Here is a 22,109-nt window from a genome sequence, read left to right on the forward strand (position 1 = left end):
ACAAATTATTTCAATAGGTTAAAATCCGGACACACGCAGTGTGTCCCTACATTCTGTTAAAATGTCTATTTTTGTGCATTTGCTACATAATACCGTGCTTTTTGTAAATTCTCTTACCACCAAGTCATCCAGAAGAAATAAGAGAGCGAACCGATAACGGCAACGCAGGCGAGGTTAAGGATAATCCCCACTTTAACCATTTCGCTCTGTTTGATATAGCCCGTTGAGAACACAATCGCATTTGGCGGGGTGGCAATCGGCAACATAAAGGCACAAGACGCTCCGCAGGCGATAATGGCGGCAAGGGATACCGGTGGTAAACCCAAACCGTTTGCGACCGAGATGTAAATCGGCATTAGCAAAGCGGCACTGGCGGTATTGGAGGTAAATTCGGTTAAAAAGACGATAAAGGCGGTCATTACAATCGTCATCACCAGCCAATGCTGTGCGCCGATAAAGTGAACGATTGTATCGGCAAGAATTTTACTTGCACCAGTTTCCCGTAACACAATACTTAGCACTAAACCGCCGCCGAATAACATCAAGACGCCCCATTCAGTACGGGATTGAATTTGTTGCCAGTTTGCCGTGTTACAGACACAAAACGCCAAGACGGCAACCATTGCGATCACCGCATCAAAGTTTTTAATTTGATAATTTAATGCCAGTAATTCCCGTAATAGTGGTTCAATTTTGCTACTCAAGACTAACAAAATAGCGGTAACAGAGAAGATCACAAGGGTTGTAATACGTTGCGGTGTGAGGGGAATGGTTTCAACATTTGCTTCAAATTTGACGTTAAAATTCGGGCGTAATACCACTAGGAGTGTGATGACCATCGCAATCATCAGCAAAACGGCAACAGGCATTCCGTAAGGCAGCCACTCGGAAAAGCTGATTTTCAGTTGAGAGGCGAGAATTGCATTCGGCGCACTGCCGACTAACGTCCCGATACCGCCAATGCTGGAGCTAAATGCAATGCCGAGTAACACAAATACATAAAGCGCACGGTTCGTTTTGAGATCAACCTGATGCAAAATGCCGAGAGTAAGCGGCAGCATCATTGCTGCCACTGCCGTATTATTGATAAACAGAGAAAGCAGCGCCGTTACACCAAATAGGTAGATAACCGTCAGTTTTAAATTGCCTTTGGCAAGCCGGATAATATGGCTGGCAATCCATAAATCAATTTTCTGAATATTGAGTACCGCAGCAATGACAAAACCGCCGAAGAACATAAAAATAATCGGTTCGGAGAAGGGAGCAAACGCCGCTTTGGTGGGCAGTACGTTGAGGGCGATGGCAAAGACGGGAATCATTAACGAGGTTACGGTGATATTAAAGGCTTCGGTCAGCCACAAAACGCCGACAAAAATCAGCAAAGCCAGCCCACGATTTTCTTGCTCTGAAAAGGGCAGCCAGTTGAGAAGGCAGAAGAATAAAATGAGATCGAGAGCAAGAATAATCCCGCCTCTCAGTGGATTTTTTGTTGTGCTTGACATAAGCCTATCCTATTTTTGTTGTTAATTTTTGCTAAAATGTAGTCAGTTTTTGCATTTTTGTCGAGTAACAAATTAATTTTTTTAATGAAGAAAATCCGACAAAATTCAAGAATAATTTGATCTACATTCGCCTAATTTGCGGTGAAACTGATATAATCCAACGGTTTTTTATTTTTGAAAATCAAAAGAGGAACTCACTATGTCCGTAAAAAAAATGGCAGACCTTGATCTTGCAGGTAAGCGTCTTTTTATTCGTGCCGACCTTAATGTGCCGGTAAAAGACGGTGTAGTTACATCAGATGCCCGTATTCGTGCAACCATTCCGACCTTAAAACTTGCCCTACAAAAAGGGGCAAAAGTGATGGTAACATCTCACTTAGGTCGTCCGACTGAAGGGGTATTTGAAGAATCCAACTCGTTACAACCTGTGGTCGATTATCTGAATAAAGCGGATTTAGGCGTGCCGGTACGTTTAGTGCGTGATTATTTAGACGGCGTGGACGTAAAAGAAAACGAAATCGTCGTGCTTGAAAATGTGCGTATCAACAAAGGTGAGAAGAAAAACGATCCTGAATTAGCCAAAAAATATGCGGCACTTTGCGATGTATTTGTGATGGACGCTTTCGGCACGGCACACCGTGCGGAAGGTTCGACTTACGGCGTGGCGGAATATGCGCCTGTAGCCTGTGCCGGCCCATTATTAGCCGCTGAATTAGATGCGTTAGGCAAAGCGTTAAAAGAACCGCAACGCCCAATGTTAGCGATTGTCGGCGGTTCTAAAGTCTCCACAAAATTAACCGTGTTAGACTCGTTGTCTAAAATTGCCGATCAGCTCATCGTGGGTGGTGGCATTGCGAATACCTTTATTGCAGCACAAGGGCATAACGTGGGTAAATCCCTTTATGAAGCGGATTTAATCCCTGAAGCGCAGCGTTTATCCCAAGAGACTAACATTCCGGTACCGGTGGACGTACGTGTCGGCACGGAGTTTTCCGATACTGCCCCTGCAACCCATAAAGCAGTGAATGAAGTGGCAGCGGACGAGTCTATTTTCGATATCGGCGATAAATCGGCGGAAGAATTGGCGAATATTATCCGCAATGCAAAAACAATTTTGTGGAACGGGCCGGTTGGCGTGTTTGAATTTCCAAACTTCCGCAAAGGGACGGAAGTTATCTCAAATGCGATTGCTGAAGCAACCACTAACGGTGCATTCTCAATTGCAGGCGGTGGCGATACACTTGCGGCGATTGATTTATTTGGCATTGCCGATAAAATTTCCTACATTTCAACCGGTGGCGGTGCGTTCTTAGAATTTGTGGAAGGCAAAGTCTTACCGGCGGTTGAAATTTTAGAAAAACGTGCAAACGGCTAAGGTTATTCTGATGTAGAGACGCATTTTTGCGTCCCAAGAATAGTGGATTATCTTAAATCATAAGGAACTCAAAATGGCAAAATTATTAGACATCGTAAAACCGGGTGTAGTAACGGGTGATGACGTTCAAAAAGTATTTGCGTTTGCAAAAGCAAATAACTTCGCAATCCCTGCGGTAAACTGTGTCGGTACAGACTCTGTGAATGCGGTATTGGAAACGGCAGCCCGTGTTAAAGCACCGGTTATCGTGCAATTCTCAAACGGCGGCGCACAATTCTATGCCGGTAAAGGTTTAAAATCGGCAAGCGGTGCGCGTAATGACGTATTAGGCGCTGTTGCTGGTGCAAAACACGTTCACGAATTGGCGAAAGAGTACGGCGTGCCAGTCATTCTTCACACCGACCACGCAGCGAAAAACTTATTGCCTTGGATTGACGGCTTATTAGATGCGGGCGAAAAATTCTTTGCGGAAACCGGTAAACCGCTATTCTCTTCCCATATGATTGACCTTTCTGAAGAGCCAATCGAAGAAAATATGGAAATCTGCAAAAAATACCTTGAGCGTATGAACAAAATGGGAATGACCCTTGAGATCGAAATCGGGATCACCGGCGGTGAAGAAGACGGTGTGGATAATTCCGATGTCGATGAATCCCGTTTATACACTCAACCGTCCGAAGTGTTATACGTTTACGACCAGCTCAATCCGGTTAGCCCACGTTTCACCATTGCGGCGGCATTCGGGAACGTACACGGCGTGTACAAACCGGGTAATGTGAAATTAAAACCGTCTATCTTAGGCGACTCACAAAAATTTGTGTCTGCCGAACGCAACCTCCCGCACAATTCATTAGATTTCGTGTTCCACGGCGGTTCAGGCTCAAGTCGTGAAGAGATCCGTGAAGCGATCAGCTACGGTGCAATCAAAATGAACATTGATACCGATACGCAATGGGCATCTTGGGACGGTATTTTACAGTTCTACAAAGCAAATCACGAGTATTTGCAAGGTCAATTAGGCAACCCGACCGGCCCTGACGCACCGAACAAAAAATACTACGATCCGCGTGTATGGTTACGCAAAATGGAAGAGTCGATGTCTAAACGCTTAGAGCAATCTTTCGAAGACTTAAACTGTGTAAACGTACTGTAATTTGTAAACTTTTAACTTGATCAGACCGCTTGTACAAGCGGTCTTTTTCCATTTGAAAATGACAACACTGCTTGATATTCAACATCTGACCAAACGTTTTCAAGATAGAGTCGGATTATTTCGCCGCCAAACCTTTTATGCGGTGAAAGATGTCTCTTTTACCCTCAATCAGCAAGAAACCTTAGCGATTATCGGGGCGAACGGGGCGGGTAAATCGACCTTAGCGAAAATGTTAGTCGGCATTACCGAGCCGACGTCCGGCACAATGCTGTTTCACGGTCAGCCGCTGACCTTTGGAGATTATGCCTTTCGGGCAAAGAAGATCCGAATGATTTTTCAAGATCCGAACGATGCGTTTGATCCGAATTACAATATCGGGCAAATCTTGGATTCACCGCTTAAATTGGCGACCTCACTCTCGGAAGAGCAACGCAATATGCGGATTTTCAGAGCTTTGAAATTAGTCGGAATGTACCCTGAACATACCCTTGTACCGATTAAACACACCTCCAGCAGCCAAAAACAGCGGATTGCACTGGCACGGGCGTTAATTCTCAACCCTGAAATTATTATTGTGGACGACACGCTCAGTGCGGTGGATTTTTCCGTACGCAGCCAACTGATTAACCTAATGCTGAATTTGCAGGAACGGCTGGGGCTGGCGTACATTTATATCGGGCAGAATTTGGGAATTATTAAACACCTCGCCGATAAATTGATGGTAATGGAGAACGGTGAAGTGGTCGAGTATGGCGATACCAAACAGATTTTACTCAACCCGCAGCACCCGATAACTCAACGGCTGATCGAAAACCACTTCGGAAAACCGCTCACTGAAGAAGCGTGGGCGGCGGTTTCTCAAAGTTAAATCATTGAATCGGGATCGGGAAATTGGTAGCGGAAGCCGAGTTCCCGCTCAATTTTGGTGGCGAGAATGACCCGATCAAGCGGGGCGTTATCCGCTAAAAAATGCAAATCGGCTAATCCGAGTCGGCGGGCGATACGGCGATAATAGTCGCTGCGGGTCGGGTGGAGCGGCGCACATAAATGGTAGAGCCGTTGCCCGTTGGGGTGGCAAAGTAGTGTATAAATTGCCTGAATACAATCTTGTAAATGCACCAAATTGACCGGCTGATTGGCATTGGCAAGTTGCGATTTGCCGGCTAAAGCATAGGCGGGATGACGCTGTTTGCCGACCAAACCCGCCAAGCGTAAAATATCCGTCTCAATGGCTAAACCGCCCAGCCAATGTTCCAGCTCAATCAGTATGTTGCTTGTGGCATTGTCCGCTTCCGGCTTACTGTTCTCATCAAATCGACCGGCACGCTGCGGCAGTATAGAAGTCGAGCTGATGAAAATAATCTGCCTCACTTTTTGTAATATCGCCTGTTTAACTAACCGCTTGATCCCCTGTTGGTAGCCGATTAAATCAGCACGATTGGGTGGAACGGCAATCACCATTGCCTGACTATTGCATAACCCATTCGGTATTGAACGGCTGCCCAGCTCAAAGGGATAAAGGGTAATCCCCCGCTTAGCCAATGCATTTTGCTGATCCGCTGTTCGCTTTGACCCGCTAACCTGCCAGCCTCGCCCGGCTAAAAACTCGGCTAACGGCAAGCCTAACCAACCAAGCCCGATAATCGTAACGCTTTGCATTTTATCCTCACAATATAAAAAAATGAAGTTTGATTTATTTCAATTTCAATCGAAAAAAGCCTGAAAAAATCGGCAATCTGTTTAGAATAGATTGTTTAGAAATGTACTAAAAGAGGCAAAAGAATGGAACTTATTGATGCGATAATGCAACGTAAAACGATAAAATTATTTGATGAAAAGGTCAAAATTGAGCGGGCAGAATTAGCCGAAATGCTTGCCCTTGCCCAGCTCGCTCCCTCTAAAGCTAATTTGCAGCCTTGGCGGTTTGTTGTGATTGATGATCCGGCAAAGAAAGCGCAGCTCAGTGATAAAGTGGCGTTTAACGCGCCTCCTTGTGAGAGTGCTGCGGCGGTGATTTTGATTTTAGCGGATCGCCATTATGATCAACTACTGCCGACTATTGTGGAATGTTCGGTGGAACAGGGCTGTTTGGACGCGGAATTCAAACAGCGGTCGTTAGATTTTCTCACCAAAATGCACCAACATTTGAGTGATACAGAGATCCGAGAACAGGTGCTTATTGATACTGGCTTAGCGGCAATGCAACTAATGTTGGTAGTTAAAGCGAAGGGGTATGACAGCCACGCGATCGGGATTTTTGATCGTGATGCGGTATTATCAATGCTGGAGGTGGATCAAACACGTTACTTGCCGGTAATGTTACTGGCAATCGGTAAAGCGGCTGTACCGGCAATTCCTAGTGCAAGGCTGCCCCTTGAATACACTGTTTCGTGGAATAATGGCAAGGATTTTTGCAAATAATCTTCGGCAAGCGGTGGGTTATTCTCTAAAATTAACGGTATTATGTAGCAAATGCACAAAAATAGACATTTTAACAGAATGTAGGGGCACACTGCGTGTGTCCTTTATAAAAATCAAAGTATTTCAATCGGTTAAAATCCGGACACACGCAGTGTGTCCCTACAAATAAACAAAAACAACGTTGTGTAACTGCTACATAATATTGAAAATTAACAAAATGATGCTGATATGCGACCGCTTGTCAAACGAGAAGCGGATTGATTGTTGTACGCTGAATAAGTAGAATGAGTGAAAATAGGTAGAGGGAAATTCATAATGAAGAAATGGTTATTATTGGGGACTACTGCACTCTTGGCGGCTTGTTCCACCCCGATGCAGCAGAGCAGTGTGCCGCTGGATACGAAAGCCGTAGCAGACTATCAGCAGCGGATACACAATGCCGAAGCAGGCAAAGCAACGGCAGATAAGGTGTGGGAGCTTAATCAGAGTGATAAACGCCCGAAGGTAGTTAAAGTGGTGGTGCGTCCCTATCCCTATGCTTCGCCGAGTGTCTATTACGGCTGGGGAAGAAACGGCTACGGGCATTATTCCTGCGTTGGAATACGCCTAGGCTACGATTAAATCACGCTCACTGTTTTTATCTTGGCGGTTAGCTCTCTTTTTCCGCCACCTCGCCGAGTAATCCGGCATAGCGAATCGTGGTCGGGCTAGATTCTAAAGCGATTTTGAGTGCCATTGTCAGCGGTACGGATAACAGCATTCCCACCGTACCGAGCAACCAGCCCCAAAAGAGAAGCGATAAAAACACCACTAATGTGGAAAGCCCTAGGGTTCTGCCCATCATTCTCGGTTCAAGCACATTGCCGATCACCATATTGATACCAATAACCCCGACAGCCACCCCTAATCCCGTTGAAAAGCCATTGAGCAGCAAGGCTTGCAGAATAATCGGCACACTGGCAATAATCGAACCGATATTGGGGATATAGTTGAGCAAAAAGCTGAGTGTTGCCCATAGCACCGCATATTGCACCCCGCACAGTTCCAGCAGTAGCCAAACGCAGAAGCCGGTGAGTAGGCTGACGAAGGTTTTCACTCCCAAATAGCTGATGACTCCTTGCAGTACCCGATCAATATGATTTTCTTTATCGGCGAGATGCCGGGGATCACCGCTTAATGCCACGGCGAGTTTATGCTTGGCGGTTGGCACTTCCAGCAGCATAAAGACCACCACGAGTAGCAGGACAAAGGTGTTGGTTACGACCCCTGAAAAGCTCAATAATAGACGGCTGATAAAATTCATCATCACGCTTGGGTCGAGCTGGTCGAGTAGGTTTTCTTTGGAAACGCTAATCGGTATATGCCACTGTTCTGCCAGTTGGAGCAAGGTCGTCAGACGTTCAGATAGCAGGATTTTGTATTGAGGAATGGAGGCGGTAAACTCACGAATCGTACTGTTGATTAAACCGGCAAGAAAGAAAAAGATCGACACAAACAGCACAAAAAGGAGTGTAATAGCGACCCCAAGCGGCACTTTGCGATCGGTCATCAGCTTAATCAGCGGTGAGCAAATAATCGCAATAAAGAGCGACAATAAAAACGGCACAACGATTTCTGCCGATAGTTTAATCCCCGCCAAAATAATGACGAGCGAGGCGGCGGCAACGAAGAGACGGGTGAGTGATTTTTCCATAGGCGTTAGAGTGAAAGCGGTCGGTTTAGCCGAATATTTTACGAAATTATGTTACCGTTGCAAAATGTGAACAGCGTGTGTGCCACATTATCGTGATATTTGGCAGATTGTTCAGCGTATCCGACCGCTCGTGGCGATTATTTATATTCCGAATGGTAAAGTTTTTTCAGCGCATTAAGTTGTGCGACAGTCGCTTTCGCTTCGGTTAATTTACCTTGTTCGGCGAGCAGTTTCGCTTGGCTTACCACATCAATGACTTCCTGCATTCCTTGTTGGTAGCCGGAAAACTTGTTTTGATCACCGTTAAGACTGCGAGGCATTTTGCCTTTTGCTTGATTTGCCGCTTCGATAAATTTGTCGGTACTTTGTTGAAATGCTTCGGCGGAGTCAGCATTAAGCAACTGCCCGACTTGGCGGTTCATTTGAAACATTTCGATCGACACGTTTGCCACTGATACGGTGGCAAATGCAAGACTGAATAGGGCTATTGCCCATTTTACGCACTTCATCACATCACTCCAAATAAAAATGAAAAGCGGGGCAACTTGCCCCTAAATATTAAAATTGAAATTAGCCTTGATATTTTTGGAACACTAAGCAGGCGTTCGTACCGCCGAAGCCGAAGCTATTGGACATCACGGTCGTTAAGGTTTTATCTTGACGTTCGGTGATGATATTTAACCCTTCGGCTTGCTCGTCTAAGGTCTCAATATTGATACTTGGCGCAATAAAGCCGTTATCCAACATCAACAGTGAGTAGATTGCCTCGTGCGCACCGGCTGCCCCGAGGGAGTGTCCGGTCATTGATTTGGTGGAAGAAATTGCCGGCGATTTATCCGCAAATACTTCACGGATTGCGCCTAATTCTTTTACATCACCCACCGGCGTTGATGTACCGTGTACATTGATATATTCCACTTCGCCGTTTACGGTGGCAAGGGCTTGTTTCATACAACGCACCGCACCTTCGCCGCTCGGTGCGACCATATCGTAGCCGTCCGAGGTTGCGCCGTAGCCGACAATTTCCGCATAGATTTTTGCACCACGGGCTAGGGCGTGTTCCAATTCTTCAATAACTAATACCGCACCGCCGCCGGCAATAACGAAGCCATCACGGTTGGCATCGTAAGCGCGGGAGGCTTTGGTAGGAGTGTCGTTATATTTGGTCGACACCGCACCCATCGCATCAAATTCGGTGGCACATTCCCAAGACAATTCTTCCGCACCGCCGGCAAAGACAATATCCTGTTTGCCGAGTTGGATCAGCTCCATTGCGTGCCCGATACAGTGTGCGGAGGTTGCACAGGCAGAGCTGATAGAGTAATTGACGCCACGGATTTTATACGGAGTGGCAAGGCAAGCAGACACGCTGGACGCCATTGTTTTGGTAACGGCATAAGGCCCGACAGCTTTCACCCCACGAGGACCGCGTACCGCATCGCAGGCAACTAATTGGCTGTGTGCTGACCCCGTGCCTGCGCCGATAACTAAGCCGGTGCGGTCGTTTGATACTTGATCCTCGGTTAAACCGGCATCTTCAATCGCTTCTTTCATTGAAAGGTAAGCGTAGGCAGCGGCATCGCCCATAAAACGATAGACTTTACGGTCGATAAGCTCGGCAGGATTGAGCTTGATTGTACCTGCAATTTGGCTACGCATACCCACTTCGGCAAATGCCGGCACAAATTCAATACCGGATTTGCCTTCACGCAATGAGGCTAAGACTTCTGCTTTGTTATTTCCGATACTTGAAATAATCCCTAAACCGGTAATTACCACTCTTTTCATTCTTTATCCTCTTTTGAAATAAGATTAAATCTGGGCTATTCTACACAATTTAGCGGATCGGCTAAACCAAAAAATCAACGCAAGCGGTCAGATCCGAGTTGTTTTTGGCAAAAAGAAAGGCTGTTACACAACAGCCTTTCGGGTCAATACTTATTGCGCAAACGGATCACGCAGAATCATTGTTTCAACTCGGTCAGGGCCGGTGGAAAGAATATCAACCGGCACACCTAGCACTTCTTCAATGCGTTTAATGTAGTTGATCGCATTTTGTGGTAGATCTTCCCATTTGGTTACACGGAAAGTGTTTTCGCTCCAACCCGGTAAGGTTTCGTAGATAGGCTCAACCCCTTCCCAGTCGGCGGCTGCCATTGGGGCATATTCTACGATTTCGCCGTTCGGCATTTTATAAGCAACGCAAATTTTCAGTTCTTCAAAGCCGTCCAGTACGTCTAATTTCGTCATACAAAAACCAGAAATGGAATTGATTTGAATCGCACGGCGTACCGCGACCGCATCAAACCAACCACAACGGCGTGGGCGACCGGTTACTGCACCAAATTCGTTACCTTTGCGGGCAATTTCCGCACCGGTTTCGTCAAATAATTCGGTGGTAAACGGACCGGAACCGACACGGGTACAATAGGCTTTAATGATACCTAACACATAGTCTAAATTGCGAGGTCCGAAGCCGGAACCGGTGGCAACCCCGCCGGCAGTGGTGTTGGAACTGGTTACAAACGGATAAGTACCGTGGTCGATGTCTAACATTGTGCCTTGCGCCCCTTCAAACAGAATATTGTCGCCGTTGGCACGGGCTTTATGTAACAGGGTGGTAATATCCGCCACCATACCGGTGAGAATGTCTGCCACCGCAAGTACATCGTCTAGGGTTTTTTGATAATCGACCGGCTCGACTTTGTAATAATGAACCAGTTGGAAATTGTAGTATTCCAAGATGGTTTTTAATTTTGCCGCAAAGGTTTCACGATTGAAAAGGTCGCTGACACGCAAGCCACGGCGGGCGACTTTATCTTCATAGGCAGGACCGATCCCCCGACCGGTCGTGCCGATTTTGTTATTGCCGAGTGCGGCTTCACGGGCGTGATCCATTGCCACGTGGTAAGGTAAAATCAGCGGGCAAGCCTCGGAAATTTTTAACCGTTCACGCACATTGATACCACGGGACTCCAACTCGCCCATTTCTTGCATTAACGCCGCCGGTGAAAGTACCACACCGTTGCCGATTAAGCAGGTAACATTGTCCCGTAAAATACCGGATGGAATCAGGCGTAGCACGGTTTTTTCCCCATTGATAATGAGGGTATGACCGGCATTGTGTCCGCCTTGATAACGCACAACGTATTTAACACGATCGGTTAATAAATCAACGATTTTGCCTTTTCCTTCGTCGCCCCATTGCGCCCCAAGGATTGCAACACTTTTACCCATAATAAAAAGCCTCTTTATTAGATTGAAATTGGGCAAGCGGTCGGTTTTAGGCTGATTTTTGCAAATTTTTAGCAAAAACTGACCGCTTGTAAATCGGTTTAAACGTAAAAAGACCCGAATACTCGGGTCTTTGGATACAACTATTTTGTCGGTGCTTTCATAAAGCGGAAAAATTCACTGTCCGGTTTGAGCAACATCATATTGTTTGAACCTTCCGCAAAGCTCTCTTCGTAAGCTTTCAAGCTACGCACAAAACGGTAGAAATCCGGATCTTGTTTGAAAGCGTCCGCATAGATTTTCGCCGCTTGCGCATCGCCTTGACCTTTTAGCTCTTCAGCGGTTTTATTGGCGTTTGCCATAATCAGCACCACTTTTTTATCGGTTTCGGCACGGATAAACTCCGCTTTTTCTTCCCCTTGCGAACGGTGTTCGCGTGCAACCGCAGCACGCTCTGCCTGCATACGTTGGTAGATAGATGAAGATACTTCATTCGGCAAATTGATTTGCTTCACTCGCACATCAACCACCTCAATGCCGAGACGTTCCGCACCGTCTTCACCGGTGTTTAACGCTTTTTGCGCACCTGCCATTAGTTCGCCACGTGAGCCGGATACAATATCTTTAATGGTACGAGAACCGATTTCCGAACGTAATCGGTCATTGACTTTGCGGCGTAATAGATCTTCGGCTTTGCGGAAATCACCGCCTACGGAGGTGTAGAATTTCCCGAAGTCGCTGATTTTCCATTTCACATAGGAATCGACCAACAGATCTTTTTTCTCAACGGTAACAAAACGATCCTCTTTGCCGTCTAAGGTTTTAATACGGGCATCAAGGGTTTTGAGCTGATCGATAAGCGGGAGCTTAAAATGTAAACCCGGTTCGTAGACCACCACTTTATTCTCGCCGTCCCGGTGTACTTTGCTAAAACGTAGCATAATGCCCCGTTGCCCCTCTTGTACCACGATGACCGATTGATAGGCGATAAACGCAAAAATTGCCAACACGGGTAATAATAATTTACGCATTACTTAAATCTCCCTTGACGCTCAGTTTGTCTTGGCTGAGGTGCGGGCTGTGCCGCTGGTGCGGTTTGTACCGGCGCAATTTGCGGTTGGATTGGCGCAGGCGGCGCAACCGTTTCGCTCACGCTTGGTTTTGCCATCAATTTATCAAGCGGCAATACGGCAAGATTATTCGCATTGGCACTGTCCATCATCAGCTTAGGCGTGTTTTTCATTACCTTTTCCATCGTTTGAATGTAAAGGCGCTCGCGGGTAACTTCCGGTGCTTGACGGTATTCCGGCAATAATCGGCTGAAGCGTTCTACTTCACCGCGCGCATTGAGTACCACTTGCTCTTTGTAAGCATTGGCTTGTTCGATAATCCTTTGTGCTTGACCCCGTGCAATCGGTTCTTGACCACGGGCATAGGCTTCGGCTTCTCGGATTAGACGCTGCTCGTCCTCTTGGGCTTTAATCGCATCGTCAAAAGCGGCTTTCACTTCTTCCGGCGGGCGAGCGTATTGGAAATTGACATCTGTAACCAGCAAGCCCATATCGTAGTTTTTGATAATCTCCCGCAAGGTATGCCACGTTTTTTCACGCACAACCGCACGACCGGTAGTGAGAATATCGTCCATTGTCATATGCCCGATGACATAGCGTAGCGCGCTGTCGGTGGCTTGTTTTAAGCTATCGTCCGGCTTGGTTACACTGAAATGGTATTTTGCCGGATCTTCAATGCGGTATTGCACGGTCATTTCAACCTGTACCATATTTTCATCTTGGGTGAGCATTGACCCGCTGGTTTTCAACTCGGAGACTTGTTCCACATTGGTTGGAATCACTTGGTCGATAAAGGTCGGCTTCCAGTTTAAGCCCGGCATTTGAATGCTGTGCAATTTGCCGAAGCGGGTAACCACGCCCCGTTCCGCCTCTTGAATGGTATAAAATCCGGACGCAGCCCAAACGATTGCGCCCAAACCGAAAATAATCGGCAAAAATTTACCGAATGACACGGGGGGCTGGCTGTTTGAACCGTTTCGATTGCCGCCGTTACCGCCGCCTATTTTTTTCAGTAAATTGTTAAAAACGTCTTCTAAATCCGGCGGTTGCTGACTCGATTTAGACTGAGGCGCTTGATCTGGCTGCTGCCCCGTGCCTTGCTGTTCTTGTTCAGGCTTTTTTTGTCCCGGTTTCCCCCAAGGATCTTGCGAATTGCCATTGCCTGATGCGTTCCACGACATAATGTTCTCCAAAATCAACAGTATTTGCATTTTTTAAACATTTTTAAACAAAATGCAAGCGTTGGATTGTACCGATTTTGATTGGTTTTGGCTAGTTTGAATATGCAAAATCTGCGATCAATTTTGGCATTTTTCGCTTGGCGGGACGAGCGAAACGGCATTTGCAATTTCTTGCTAAAAACCGACCGCGTGTTGCGGTAAATAATCGCCCAAAGGGTAAAATCAGCGTATAATTTGCCCTTTTTGATTGAAGGTTTACGCTATGCAAAAATTACGTTATCCGGTGGACGCAAAACCGCCTTTTGGTTTAACGCTATTATTAGCCGCTCAACACTTACTGGCGGCATTGGGCGGGATTATTGCCGTCCCCTTAGTATTGGGCAATGTACTGAAATTGCCCACGCCCGATACGATCGTGTTAGTCAATGCCGCCTTATTGGTCTCAGGTATTGTAACGATCATTCAATGCCAAGGGATCGGGCCGATCGGCTTGCGTTTGCCGAGTGTGATGGGAACGAGCTTTACTTTTGTGGCAGCGGCGTTGGCGATCGGCTTTAGCGAATACGGCGTGGCGGGCATTTTGGGTTCGTCCCTTGTCGGCTCGCTGGTGATGATTGTCGGCAGCTTTTTTATGCCTTATGTGCGAAAACTGTTTCCACCGGTTGTAACCGGTGTGGTAGTGATGATGATCGGTTTGAGCTTAATTCCGGTGGCGGTCGATTGGTTTGCCGGCGGGCAAAAGGGCGATCCACATTATGCTGATCCGGCTAATTTAGCGATGGCGGCGTTTGTGCTAGTTTTGGTGGTTGCCTTAGTGCAATGGGGCAAAGGTATTTTTTCGGCAGCGGCGATTGTGATCGGGATTTTAGTCGGCTATCTGGTAGCGTTAGCACTGGGAATGATTGATTTCACCAATGTGAACAATGCCGATTGGTTTGCCGTGCCGCAGCCGTTGCATTTTGGCTTGGCATTTCCGATTTCCGGCATTATCGGAATGAGCATTGCCTATTTGGTTACCATTGTCGAATCTAGCGGCAATTTTTTAGCCCTCGGTAATGTGACCCAAACGGAGATTACCGGCAAGCATTTGCGTGGCGGAGTGCTGTGTGATGGTTTAGGCTCGGCGTTGGCGGCGGTAATGTCCACTACGCCGTTTTCCTCGTTCTCGCAAAATATCGGCGTGATTTCTCTGACGGGCGTTGCCAGTCGCTATGTGGTAACGATAATGGGCGTGTTATTGGTACTTGCCGGTGTGTTTCCGGTGTTTGGTGCGTTGATAGTGTCAATTCCGATGCCGGTACTCGGTGGCGCAGGTTTGATGATGTTTGCAATGATTATTGCGGCAGGTATTCAAATGCTGGATAAGGTGGAACGCAGCAAACGCAACGGCTTGATTATTGCCATTTCGATCGGTTGCGGCTTAGCTGTAACGACGCGTCCCGAACTCTTGGATAAATTACCCTCATTTGTAAAAGAGATTTTCGGATCGGGGATTACGGTCGGCTCGTTGCTGGCGCTGACGCTCAATTTAATCCTGCCGCACGAGAAAGATGAGCAGGCGTAATTTCGACAAAATATCACTTGAAATTTAGGGCAATTGTCCCTATCTTGTGCAACATCTTATTAACGCTTCACCCGTGGGAGCGTTTTGTTTTGACCTCACTATAAGGAATGACTATGAGCAGTGTAATTCATACCACCGATGCAACGTTTGAACAAGACGTATTAAAATCAGATGTGCCGGTATTATTAGACTTTTGGGCACCGTGGTGTGGCCCTTGCCGTGCGATTGGACCGGTATTAGACGATTTAGCCGCCCAAGTCGGCGATAAAGCGAAGATCGTGAAAATGAATGTGGACGAAAACCAACAAGTGCCGGCACAATACGGCGTGCGTAGTATCCCGTTCTTGCTGATTATCAAAAACGGCGAAGTGGTCGCACAACAAGTTGGTGCACAAAACCTACCGGCATTTTTAGAAAATTTAGCCTAGTTTGAATAAACGATAAAAGCGACTTGAGGTAGCTCAAGTCGCTTTTTTAATGTGCGCAAGCGGTCAGATGAGTCGGACATTTTGCAAAAAAACCGCTAAATCCGACCGCTTGTTCTGTTACTGGTGCGGGTTGCGGGTATTGGCATTGACGAGATTACGCATCAATAAGGCGTACTGGAGATCAATATCCTGCGGCACGTCTAAAAAGACAAAATGCCCGTCCCCTAAGCCGGCTTCTACCGCTTCGTTTTTGCGGTTGAGCATTCGTTCGATTTTAAACACGATATTGCCTTTCGGCGTCATCATTTCCACTTCATCGCCGAGCAGGAATTTATTTTTAACCGCCACTTCCGCCATACCTTGTTCGTTGCGTTTGCCGGTAAATTCACCGACAAATTGCTGACGCTCGGAAATGGAGTAGCCGTACTCGTAGTTTTGATACTCATCGTGGGTGTGGCGTCGTAAAAAACCTTCCGTATAGCCACGGTGTGCCAGCGACTCAAGGGTATCCATCAACGCAGGGTCGAACGGCTTGCCAGCGGCGGCATCGTCAATTGCTTTGCGGTAAACTTGAGCGGTTCTGGCACAATAGTAGAACGATTTGGTACGCCCTTCAATTTTGAGGGAATGTACGCCGATTTGAGCGAGTTTTTCCACGTGTTGCACCGCACGCAAATCTTTCGAGTTCATAATGTAAGTGCCGTGCTCGTCTTCAAAGGCGGTCATTTGCTCGTCCGGCTTTTGGCTTTCGGCTAACAAAAAGACTTTATTGGTGGTATCGCCCTCACCTAAGGTCGGTGCAACGTTTTTGATCTCAATCTGCTGTGCCGGATCAATTTTCGACACAATGTTCCCGACATCATCAATCTGACCTTCTTCCACTTGGTATTCCCAACGGCACGCATTGGTGCAAGTGCCTTGGTTCGGATCACGTTTGTTGATATAGCCGGAGAGCAGGCAACGCCCTGAATACGCCATACACAACGCACCGTGAACAAAAATTTCGATTTCCATATCCGGCACTTGCTCACGGATTTCGGCAATTTCTTCAATGGATAATTCACGGGATAAAATCACACGGGTTAAGCCCATCTGTTTCCAGAATTTCACCGTTGCCCAGTTTACCGCATTGGCTTGTACCGACAGGTGAATATCCATTTGCGGAAAATGTTCACGCACCAGCATAATCAGACCGGGGTCGGACATAATCAACGCATCGGGCTGCATATCCACCACCACTTGCAAATCCTTAATAAAGGTTTTGAGCTTGGAATTATGCGGGGCGATGTTCACCACCACATAGAATTTTTTGCCGAGGGCGTGGGCCTCATCAATACCGATCTTCAAATTGGCGTGGTTAAATTCATTGTTACGCACACGCAGGCTGTAACGAGGCTGCCCCGCATAGACGGCATCTGCCCCATAGGCAAAGGCATAACGCATATTTTTCAGCGAACCGGCAGGGGATAAAAGTTCGGGTTTTTGTAACATTTCAATTCTCTTCTGATAACAAGTCAGGGTTTTCCAGAGTGGAAAACGTAAAGGGGCGTTATTTTATATGAAGAATGCTATTTCTCTAAGCGAAAATTGAGGTAATAAGATGAGGGTTAAGCGTTTAAATATCACGCTATTTTTTATGCACTTGCTTTACAGGCGAGGTAATCAAAAAGACTTTTAGCACTGTTTAACTAACTTAAGTGCCTAATATTATGTCGCCAACGCACAAAATAGATATTTCAATATTATTGTAGGGACGCCACGCTAGCGTCCGCATAAAATCGCATTATTTCACGATTTTTCGGTATTATGTAGAAAATGCACAAAAATAGATATTTTAACAGAATGTAGGGACACACTGCGTGTGTCCTTTATAAAAATCAAATTATTTCAATAGGTTAAAATCCGGATACACGCAGTGTGTCCCTACAAGAGAACAAAAAACGACTTTGTGCAACGGCTATATAATATTGAGATTTTCTTAAACGGACGCAAGCATTGCGTCCCTACCGTTTGCTCAAAATGGTATTTTGTGAATCTGCTAGATATGCCAAAAAATGTCGTCAAACCGACCGCTTGCTATTTAGTTTTCAACTTTATTTTTAACGCTAAGGTAGAGCCGCAGTGCTAATAGCGCACAAGCCGATATGACTACCGCGGAAGAGTAGAAAATATTCCCAATGCCGACCAGTGGCGAAACAATACCGCCCAAAAAGAACGGTGCAAAGCCGAGCAGCGCAGATGCTGCTCCGGCGTGTTCCCTTTCACTCTCCATTGCCAGAGATGAAATTGCCGGTAACGGTAAACCGGTCAGCAGTAACATCAAGAAGAAACCGAGTTCCACTAAAAACCAGTGTGGCTAGATAAGCAAAACCACTGCGGTATAGAGGACTGCGGTTACGAAGCCGAGTACGCCCACGCCGAGCGCCGTGCGGTTCGCCAATTTACTGCCAAGATTGGAGCCAATAACTAATGCAGCACCATTTGCACCAAAGCAGAGGCTGAATGCCATTGACGATAAACCGTAAATACTTTGCAAGATAAAGGGGGAGGCGGCGATATAGGCAAACATCGCACCAAATAGGAACGTTTCGATCCCGACATAGTGCATAAACAGGCGGTTTTTAATGATTTTACCGAATGAGCCGAATACGGACAGTACCGAGCCTTGCAAGCGTTTTTCTTCTGCCAAGCTCTCGCACAGACGCAGGCTGAACAGGGTAACAACCACGCCAATGAAGGTGAGGAAAATAAAAATCCCTTTCCAATTGATGTATTCCAACAGTAGGCTGCCTAAAATGGGGGAGATAATCGGCGCAAGCCCGTTAATTGTCATTAGTAAGCCGAAAAAGCGGGTCATTTCTCGCCCACGATAAAGATCGGTAACTATCGCACGGGAAATCACCACACTGCCTGCCGACGATAATCCCTGCACGATCCTTAAAGCAATCATTGTTTCAATATTGGGTGAAAAAACGATCGCAATGGTGCTTGCGATATAAACTAACAGCGATAAAATCAGCGGTTTCTTCCGCCCGAATTTATCGCTGATAGGTCCGAGTAAAAGTTGCCCGACTGCCAATCCGATCATCGCAGTGGTCAGCGTAAGTTGGGTCATTGATGTTGTGGTATGGAAAAATTCTGCAAGCTGTGGTAGAGACGGAAGGTAGAGATCGACGACAAAAGGGCCGAATGCCGAGAGTATGCCGAGCAATAGTGCTAAGAAAAATTTAGAGTTTGCTTTAGTCATCATAGTCGTTATTAAAAATTAAAAGGCAACATTATTGTTGAAAAAAACAAGCGGTCGGAAATTTGCAATATATTACAAAATTCAAACCGCTTGTAAGTCGTATAGTAGGTTATTTTGCCGCAACCGTAAAACGTTGGAATAAGTGAGCTTTTTGTTCAACATCATCGGCAATAGCAATGGCTAAGTCTGCCACTGAAATTCCCGCAGGTTCATCACCATTCATTAATAACTCTTCACCACCTAAGCGGTAAGAGCCTAAACGTTCTTCGCTAAATCCACTCTCTTCACCTAAACACGCTGGTGGAGAAATAAACGCCCAGTTTACATCACGGCGATCACGCAAGTCATTTAATAAATGGCGGGCTGCATTAGCGCCATCATAGATTTCTTTTGGGAAATCGGGTGTGTCGATAACTTGTAAATTAGGCGCTACGTATAAACTACCTGCACCACCTACAACTAATAGGTAAGGTATTGCTGCTGTTTTCGCTGCTTCTAGAATAGCGTTTGCACCGCGCGTGAAATCTGCACCGATATTTGGGTTATGCCAACCGGGGTTGAAAGCACTCACAACTGCGTCAAACCCTGCTAATTGTTCGGCAAATTTTGCATTTTCTACATCAAAAGCGACCGCTTGTACGTTGTTTGCTTTGAGTACTTTATCTACATTACGTGCAAAACCAACTACTTGATGACCACGATCAGCAAGCTCTTTCACGACTGCTGCCCCAACATAGCCAGTTGCACCGATTACTGCGATTTTTTTCATCTTTAATTCCTCTTAATTATTGATGATTAAAACATTGAACGACCGCTTTCAGTTTTTTCCGGCACGGCTTGGATCACGTCCCAGTGTTCCACGATTTTACCGTTTTCATCAAAACGGAAAATATCCACGACCGCCTCGCCTTTATCGTTTTCGTCCATTGTGCTGTGAACGTGCAACATTACCAAATCACCGTCAGCCATTACACGCTTGATTTCTGCTTTGGATTTTGGGTGTGCTTTTAAAAATGGAACGAATGCATCAATAAATGCCTGTCCGCCATCTGCAACAGTTGGGTTATGTTGCAAGTATTCTTTGCCAACATATTTTTCCGTAGCTTCTTTGACTTTGTGTTGGTTGAATGCCATTTCGTAAAATGCCAACGCTGCCGCTTTATTTTGCTCCGGCGTAGTGGCAGCAACTGCCGAGAAAGAAGTGAAAAGTGCAATAGCAGTTAAAAGTGATTTTTTCATTTTGTCGTTTCCTTAATTTTCGTTGTTCATTATGAGTTGGTATTATAATGAAATAAAAATAGAGATAAACCGCAGTTTTTGAATAACATTGTTTCATTTTTTGAAACAAATGGTGGGAAATGAGGGGGATAGTTGAAGCACTGTTTTTGTATGCGCTGATGTAATGGCTATTTCAATGTCATTGTCGGGATTGAGGTACAGATGCGTTCATTAACGGCTAGATGATTTCAGTAGAAGAGATAAACGGACGCCAACTTGGCGTCCTTCGCTATAAGTAAAGGTGCAATTTTGCGTAACGACATCATATCGCAAGTTTTTCTATCAAACGCACCGCTTGTGCTTCATTATTCAGGCTGTGCGACTTTATCGATCAAAAACTGCGTCAGTAGAGGCACGGGGCGGCCGGTTGCGCCTTTGGCGGCACCGGATTTCCACGCTGTACCGGCAATATCAAGGTGCGCCCACGGGTAGTCTTGGGTGAAGTTGGAGAGGAATTGCCCTGCGGTAATCGCCCCGCCGAAACGCCCGCCGATGTTGGCGAGATCGGCAAAGTTGGATTTCAGCATTTCTTGGTATTCTTCGCCAAGCGGTAAACGCCAAGTGTGATCGTCTGCTTTTTCTGCTGCTTGCAATAGCTGGTCGGCAATCTGATTATCCGTGGAAAGCAAGCCGCTAGTGTGGTGGCCTAATGCGACGATGCACGCACCGGTAAGGGTGGCGATGTCAATCACTACTTCAGGGTTGAAGCGTTTAACATAAGTGAGTACATCGCACAGCACTAAACGCCCTTCGGCATCAGTATTCAGCACTTCCACGGTTAAGCCTGACATTGTGGTGAGAATATCGCCCGGTCGGTAGGCATTGCCGTCCGGCATATTTTCGCAGCCGGCTAACACGCCGATGACATTAAGCGGTAAATTGAGTTGGGCGATGGCTTGCATTGTGCCATAGACGGACGCTGCACCGCCCATATCGTATTTCATCTCGTCCATTGCTTCCGACGGCTTAATGGAGATACCGCCGGAGTCGAAGGTCAGCCCTTTGCCGACCAGCACAATCGGTTTGGCGGACGGGTTCGGGTGGTTTTTGTATTCGATGACAGACATAAACGCCGGATTTGCCGAGCCGCGCGATACGGCAAGATAGCTGTGCATACCGAGGGCTGCCATCTCTTTTTCGTCAATCACGTTGGTGGTGATATTGGCATAACGTTTGCCGAGTGCGACCGCCAGTTCGCTGAGGTATTTCGGGTTACAGACATTCGGCGGGCAGTTTGCCACATCTTTTGCACATTTTACCCCGTAAGCGACCGCTTGCCCTTCCAAAATGGCTTTTTCAACCAGCGGTTGTTGTTCGGTATCGCAGGCAAAATGGAGCGTTGTCAGCGTAGGGTTAGGGGCTTTTTGGCGTTTAAATTCATCGTAGCGGTATTGGCTTTCCTGCACCGCTTCAATTGCAAACCGCACGTTCCAATAGGATGTGCGATGTTGCACGGTTAATTCCGTTAAGGCACAGACTGCGTGATTAACATTGATGTCGCCGAGCGTTTGCGCCATTTTTTGCACAATTTGTTTATATTGGCGATCGCTTAACGGTGCTGGTTTACCGCAGCTGAGGAGTAATACACGAGTTGCCGCCACGTTCGGCACATTGTGTAATAACAGGCTTTGCCCTAATTTGCCGGTGAGATCGCCGGTTTTTAGCAGGTTGGTGAGGTAGCCTTGGCTGAGGGTGTCCAACTGCGCGGCGGCTGCCGTGAGTTGATTGTCTTCGTAGACGCCCACGACTAAACAGTCGCTCGCTAGGTTGGCAAGTGCCAAATCGGCTAAACGAAATTCCATAAAATCCTCCCGTGATTTTTTCTGTGTAAAAGGGTATGATTACGCTTTTGCAAGCGGTCGGCTCGGGCAAACTGTTTTCAACATAATGCCAAACTCAAAGATGGCAAACAATGAGGCGGAAAGCTCATCAATGTAGCGTGCTGATATGTCATTTGGCATAA

The 22,109-nt window shown here is 46.6% G+C and carries 19 protein-coding genes and 1 pseudogene; 7 read left to right on the forward strand and 13 right to left on the reverse strand.

Features of this window, described 5'->3' with window-relative positions; translation table 11 throughout:
* Window positions 1-113: 113 nt before the first annotated feature.
* Window positions 114-1,502 carry an SLC13 family permease gene (locus RO21_RS05750; RefSeq protein ID WP_047976844.1) on the reverse strand — a complete coding sequence of 463 codons (1,389 nt, stop codon included), beginning with the start codon at window positions 1,500-1,502 and terminating at the stop codon, window positions 114-116.
* A 199-nt stretch (window positions 1,503-1,701) separates the two neighbouring features.
* Here RO21_RS05750 and RO21_RS05755 point away from each other — a divergent pair, with 199 nt between their 5' ends.
* From RO21_RS05755 to RO21_RS05765, 3 genes are all read left to right on the forward strand, one after another.
* Entirely contained in the window at window positions 1,702-2,877 is a 1,176-nt protein-coding gene (locus RO21_RS05755) for a phosphoglycerate kinase (protein ID WP_047976845.1), read from the forward strand.
* Window positions 2,878-2,950: 73 nt separating this feature from the next.
* The gene (gene fbaA, locus RO21_RS05760; RefSeq protein ID WP_047976846.1) at window positions 2,951-4,030 is read left to right on the forward strand and encodes a class II fructose-bisphosphate aldolase; all 1,080 of its coding nucleotides are present in this window, start codon (window positions 2,951-2,953) and stop codon (window positions 4,028-4,030) included.
* Window positions 4,031-4,088: 58 nt separating this feature from the next.
* Window positions 4,089-4,898, forward strand: coding sequence for a peptide ABC transporter ATP-binding protein (locus tag RO21_RS05765; RefSeq protein ID WP_047976847.1), 810 nt, complete (start codon window positions 4,089-4,091; stop codon window positions 4,896-4,898).
* On the opposite strand, the gene RO21_RS05770 is transcribed toward RO21_RS05765, so the two are convergent.
* Window positions 4,895-5,689 (reverse strand): NAD(P)-binding domain-containing protein, encoded by a 795-nt coding sequence (locus RO21_RS05770; RefSeq protein ID WP_047976848.1) that lies wholly within the window; start codon window positions 5,687-5,689, stop codon window positions 4,895-4,897. The genes RO21_RS05765 and RO21_RS05770 overlap by 4 nt on opposite strands.
* 123 nt (window positions 5,690-5,812) lie before the next feature.
* On the opposite strand from RO21_RS05770, the gene RO21_RS05775 reads away from it, so the two are divergent.
* Both RO21_RS05775 and RO21_RS05780 read left to right on the forward strand, forming a co-directional pair.
* On the forward strand, window positions 5,813-6,451 hold the full coding sequence (locus RO21_RS05775; RefSeq protein ID WP_047976849.1) for a nitroreductase family protein: 639 nt from the start codon (window positions 5,813-5,815) through the stop codon (window positions 6,449-6,451).
* Window positions 6,452-6,766: 315 nt separating this feature from the next.
* A complete protein-coding gene (locus RO21_RS05780; protein ID WP_047976850.1) occupies window positions 6,767-7,072 on the forward strand; it encodes a hypothetical protein in 306 nt (101 codons plus the stop codon).
* A 28-nt stretch (window positions 7,073-7,100) separates the two neighbouring features.
* On the opposite strand, the gene RO21_RS05785 is transcribed toward RO21_RS05780, so the two are convergent.
* The 6 genes from RO21_RS05785 to hflK form a co-directional block, all read right to left on the reverse strand.
* Complete coding sequence (locus RO21_RS05785; protein WP_047976851.1) at window positions 7,101-8,144, reverse strand: AI-2E family transporter; 1,044 nt, start codon at window positions 8,142-8,144, stop codon at window positions 7,101-7,103.
* 137 nt (window positions 8,145-8,281) lie between these two features.
* On the reverse strand, window positions 8,282-8,653 hold the full coding sequence (locus RO21_RS05790) for a cytochrome b562 (protein WP_047976852.1): 372 nt from the start codon (window positions 8,651-8,653) through the stop codon (window positions 8,282-8,284).
* A 61-nt stretch (window positions 8,654-8,714) separates the two neighbouring features.
* Entirely contained in the window at window positions 8,715-9,932 is a 1,218-nt protein-coding gene (gene fabB / locus RO21_RS05795) for a beta-ketoacyl-ACP synthase I (RefSeq protein WP_047976853.1), read from the reverse strand.
* 150 nt (window positions 9,933-10,082) lie between these two features.
* Window positions 10,083-11,381 carry an adenylosuccinate synthase gene (locus tag RO21_RS05800; protein WP_047976854.1) on the reverse strand — a complete coding sequence of 433 codons (1,299 nt, stop codon included), beginning with the start codon at window positions 11,379-11,381 and terminating at the stop codon, window positions 10,083-10,085.
* 140 nt (window positions 11,382-11,521) lie between these two features.
* Window positions 11,522-12,409: a protease modulator HflC gene (gene hflC, locus RO21_RS05805; RefSeq protein ID WP_047976855.1), complete on the reverse strand. Its 888-nt coding sequence runs from the start codon at window positions 12,407-12,409 to the stop codon at window positions 11,522-11,524.
* The gene (hflK, locus tag RO21_RS05810) at window positions 12,409-13,629 is read right to left on the reverse strand and encodes an FtsH protease activity modulator HflK (RefSeq protein ID WP_047976856.1); all 1,221 of its coding nucleotides are present in this window, start codon (window positions 13,627-13,629) and stop codon (window positions 12,409-12,411) included. The genes hflC and hflK overlap by 1 nt, the downstream gene beginning before the upstream one ends.
* Before the next feature lie 262 nt (window positions 13,630-13,891).
* On the opposite strand from hflK, the gene RO21_RS05815 reads away from it, so the two are divergent.
* Together RO21_RS05815 and trxA are read left to right on the forward strand one after the other, a co-directional pair.
* Window positions 13,892-15,193, forward strand: coding sequence for a nucleobase:cation symporter-2 family protein (locus tag RO21_RS05815; RefSeq protein ID WP_047976857.1), 1,302 nt, complete (start codon window positions 13,892-13,894; stop codon window positions 15,191-15,193).
* 113 nt (window positions 15,194-15,306) lie between these two features.
* Window positions 15,307-15,621: a thioredoxin gene (gene trxA, locus RO21_RS05820; protein WP_047976858.1), complete on the forward strand. Its 315-nt coding sequence runs from the start codon at window positions 15,307-15,309 to the stop codon at window positions 15,619-15,621.
* Between the two features lie 117 nt (window positions 15,622-15,738).
* On the opposite strand, the gene trhP is transcribed toward trxA, so the two are convergent.
* The 5 genes and pseudogenes from trhP to RO21_RS05845 form a co-directional block, all read right to left on the reverse strand.
* Window positions 15,739-17,112 carry a prephenate-dependent tRNA uridine(34) hydroxylase TrhP gene (gene trhP / locus RO21_RS05825; protein ID WP_047976859.1) on the reverse strand — a complete coding sequence of 458 codons (1,374 nt, stop codon included), beginning with the start codon at window positions 17,110-17,112 and terminating at the stop codon, window positions 15,739-15,741.
* A gap of 589 nt (window positions 17,113-17,701) precedes the next feature.
* Window positions 17,702-18,868: pseudogene (locus RO21_RS05830) on the reverse strand (multidrug effflux MFS transporter).
* Window positions 18,869-18,977: 109 nt separating this feature from the next.
* A complete protein-coding gene (locus tag RO21_RS05835; RefSeq protein ID WP_047976860.1) occupies window positions 18,978-19,637 on the reverse strand; it encodes an NAD(P)-dependent oxidoreductase in 660 nt (219 codons plus the stop codon).
* A 26-nt stretch (window positions 19,638-19,663) separates the two neighbouring features.
* Entirely contained in the window at window positions 19,664-20,107 is a 444-nt protein-coding gene (locus RO21_RS05840; RefSeq protein ID WP_047976861.1) for a nuclear transport factor 2 family protein, read from the reverse strand.
* A gap of 344 nt (window positions 20,108-20,451) precedes the next feature.
* Window positions 20,452-21,948, reverse strand: coding sequence for a leucyl aminopeptidase (locus tag RO21_RS05845; RefSeq protein WP_047976862.1), 1,497 nt, complete (start codon window positions 21,946-21,948; stop codon window positions 20,452-20,454).
* Between the last annotated feature and the right edge of the window lie 161 nt (window positions 21,949-22,109).

It is taken from the genome of Muribacter muris (genome assembly GCF_001038205.1).
In the GTDB taxonomy this organism is placed as follows: Bacteria; Pseudomonadota; Gammaproteobacteria; order Enterobacterales; family Pasteurellaceae; genus Muribacter; species Muribacter muris.

Coding starts and splice junctions, on each gene's coding strand:
- RO21_RS05750 (WP_047976844.1), bottom strand. CDS start 1,502: ATGTCAAGCACAACAAAAAATCCACTGAGAGGCGGGATTATTCTTGCT.
- RO21_RS05755 (WP_047976845.1), top strand. CDS start 1,702: ATGTCCGTAAAAAAAATGGCAGACCTTGATCTTGCAGGTAAGCGTCTT.
- fbaA (WP_047976846.1), top strand. CDS start 2,951: ATGGCAAAATTATTAGACATCGTAAAACCGGGTGTAGTAACGGGTGAT.
- RO21_RS05765 (WP_047976847.1), top strand. CDS start 4,089: ATGACAACACTGCTTGATATTCAACATCTGACCAAACGTTTTCAAGAT.
- RO21_RS05770 (WP_047976848.1), bottom strand. CDS start 5,689: ATGCAAAGCGTTACGATTATCGGGCTTGGTTGGTTAGGCTTGCCGTTA.
- RO21_RS05775 (WP_047976849.1), top strand. CDS start 5,813: ATGGAACTTATTGATGCGATAATGCAACGTAAAACGATAAAATTATTT.
- RO21_RS05780 (WP_047976850.1), top strand. CDS start 6,767: ATGAAGAAATGGTTATTATTGGGGACTACTGCACTCTTGGCGGCTTGT.
- RO21_RS05785 (WP_047976851.1), bottom strand. CDS start 8,144: ATGGAAAAATCACTCACCCGTCTCTTCGTTGCCGCCGCCTCGCTCGTC.
- RO21_RS05790 (WP_047976852.1), bottom strand. CDS start 8,653: ATGAAGTGCGTAAAATGGGCAATAGCCCTATTCAGTCTTGCATTTGCC.
- fabB (WP_047976853.1), bottom strand. CDS start 9,932: ATGAAAAGAGTGGTAATTACCGGTTTAGGGATTATTTCAAGTATCGGA.
- RO21_RS05800 (WP_047976854.1), bottom strand. CDS start 11,381: ATGGGTAAAAGTGTTGCAATCCTTGGGGCGCAATGGGGCGACGAAGGA.
- hflC (WP_047976855.1), bottom strand. CDS start 12,409: ATGCGTAAATTATTATTACCCGTGTTGGCAATTTTTGCGTTTATCGCC.
- hflK (WP_047976856.1), bottom strand. CDS start 13,629: ATGTCGTGGAACGCATCAGGCAATGGCAATTCGCAAGATCCTTGGGGG.
- RO21_RS05815 (WP_047976857.1), top strand. CDS start 13,892: ATGCAAAAATTACGTTATCCGGTGGACGCAAAACCGCCTTTTGGTTTA.
- trxA (WP_047976858.1), top strand. CDS start 15,307: ATGAGCAGTGTAATTCATACCACCGATGCAACGTTTGAACAAGACGTA.
- trhP (WP_047976859.1), bottom strand. CDS start 17,112: ATGTTACAAAAACCCGAACTTTTATCCCCTGCCGGTTCGCTGAAAAAT.
- RO21_RS05835 (WP_047976860.1), bottom strand. CDS start 19,637: ATGAAAAAAATCGCAGTAATCGGTGCAACTGGCTATGTTGGGGCAGCA.
- RO21_RS05840 (WP_047976861.1), bottom strand. CDS start 20,107: ATGAAAAAATCACTTTTAACTGCTATTGCACTTTTCACTTCTTTCTCG.
- RO21_RS05845 (WP_047976862.1), bottom strand. CDS start 21,948: ATGGAATTTCGTTTAGCCGATTTGGCACTTGCCAACCTAGCGAGCGAC.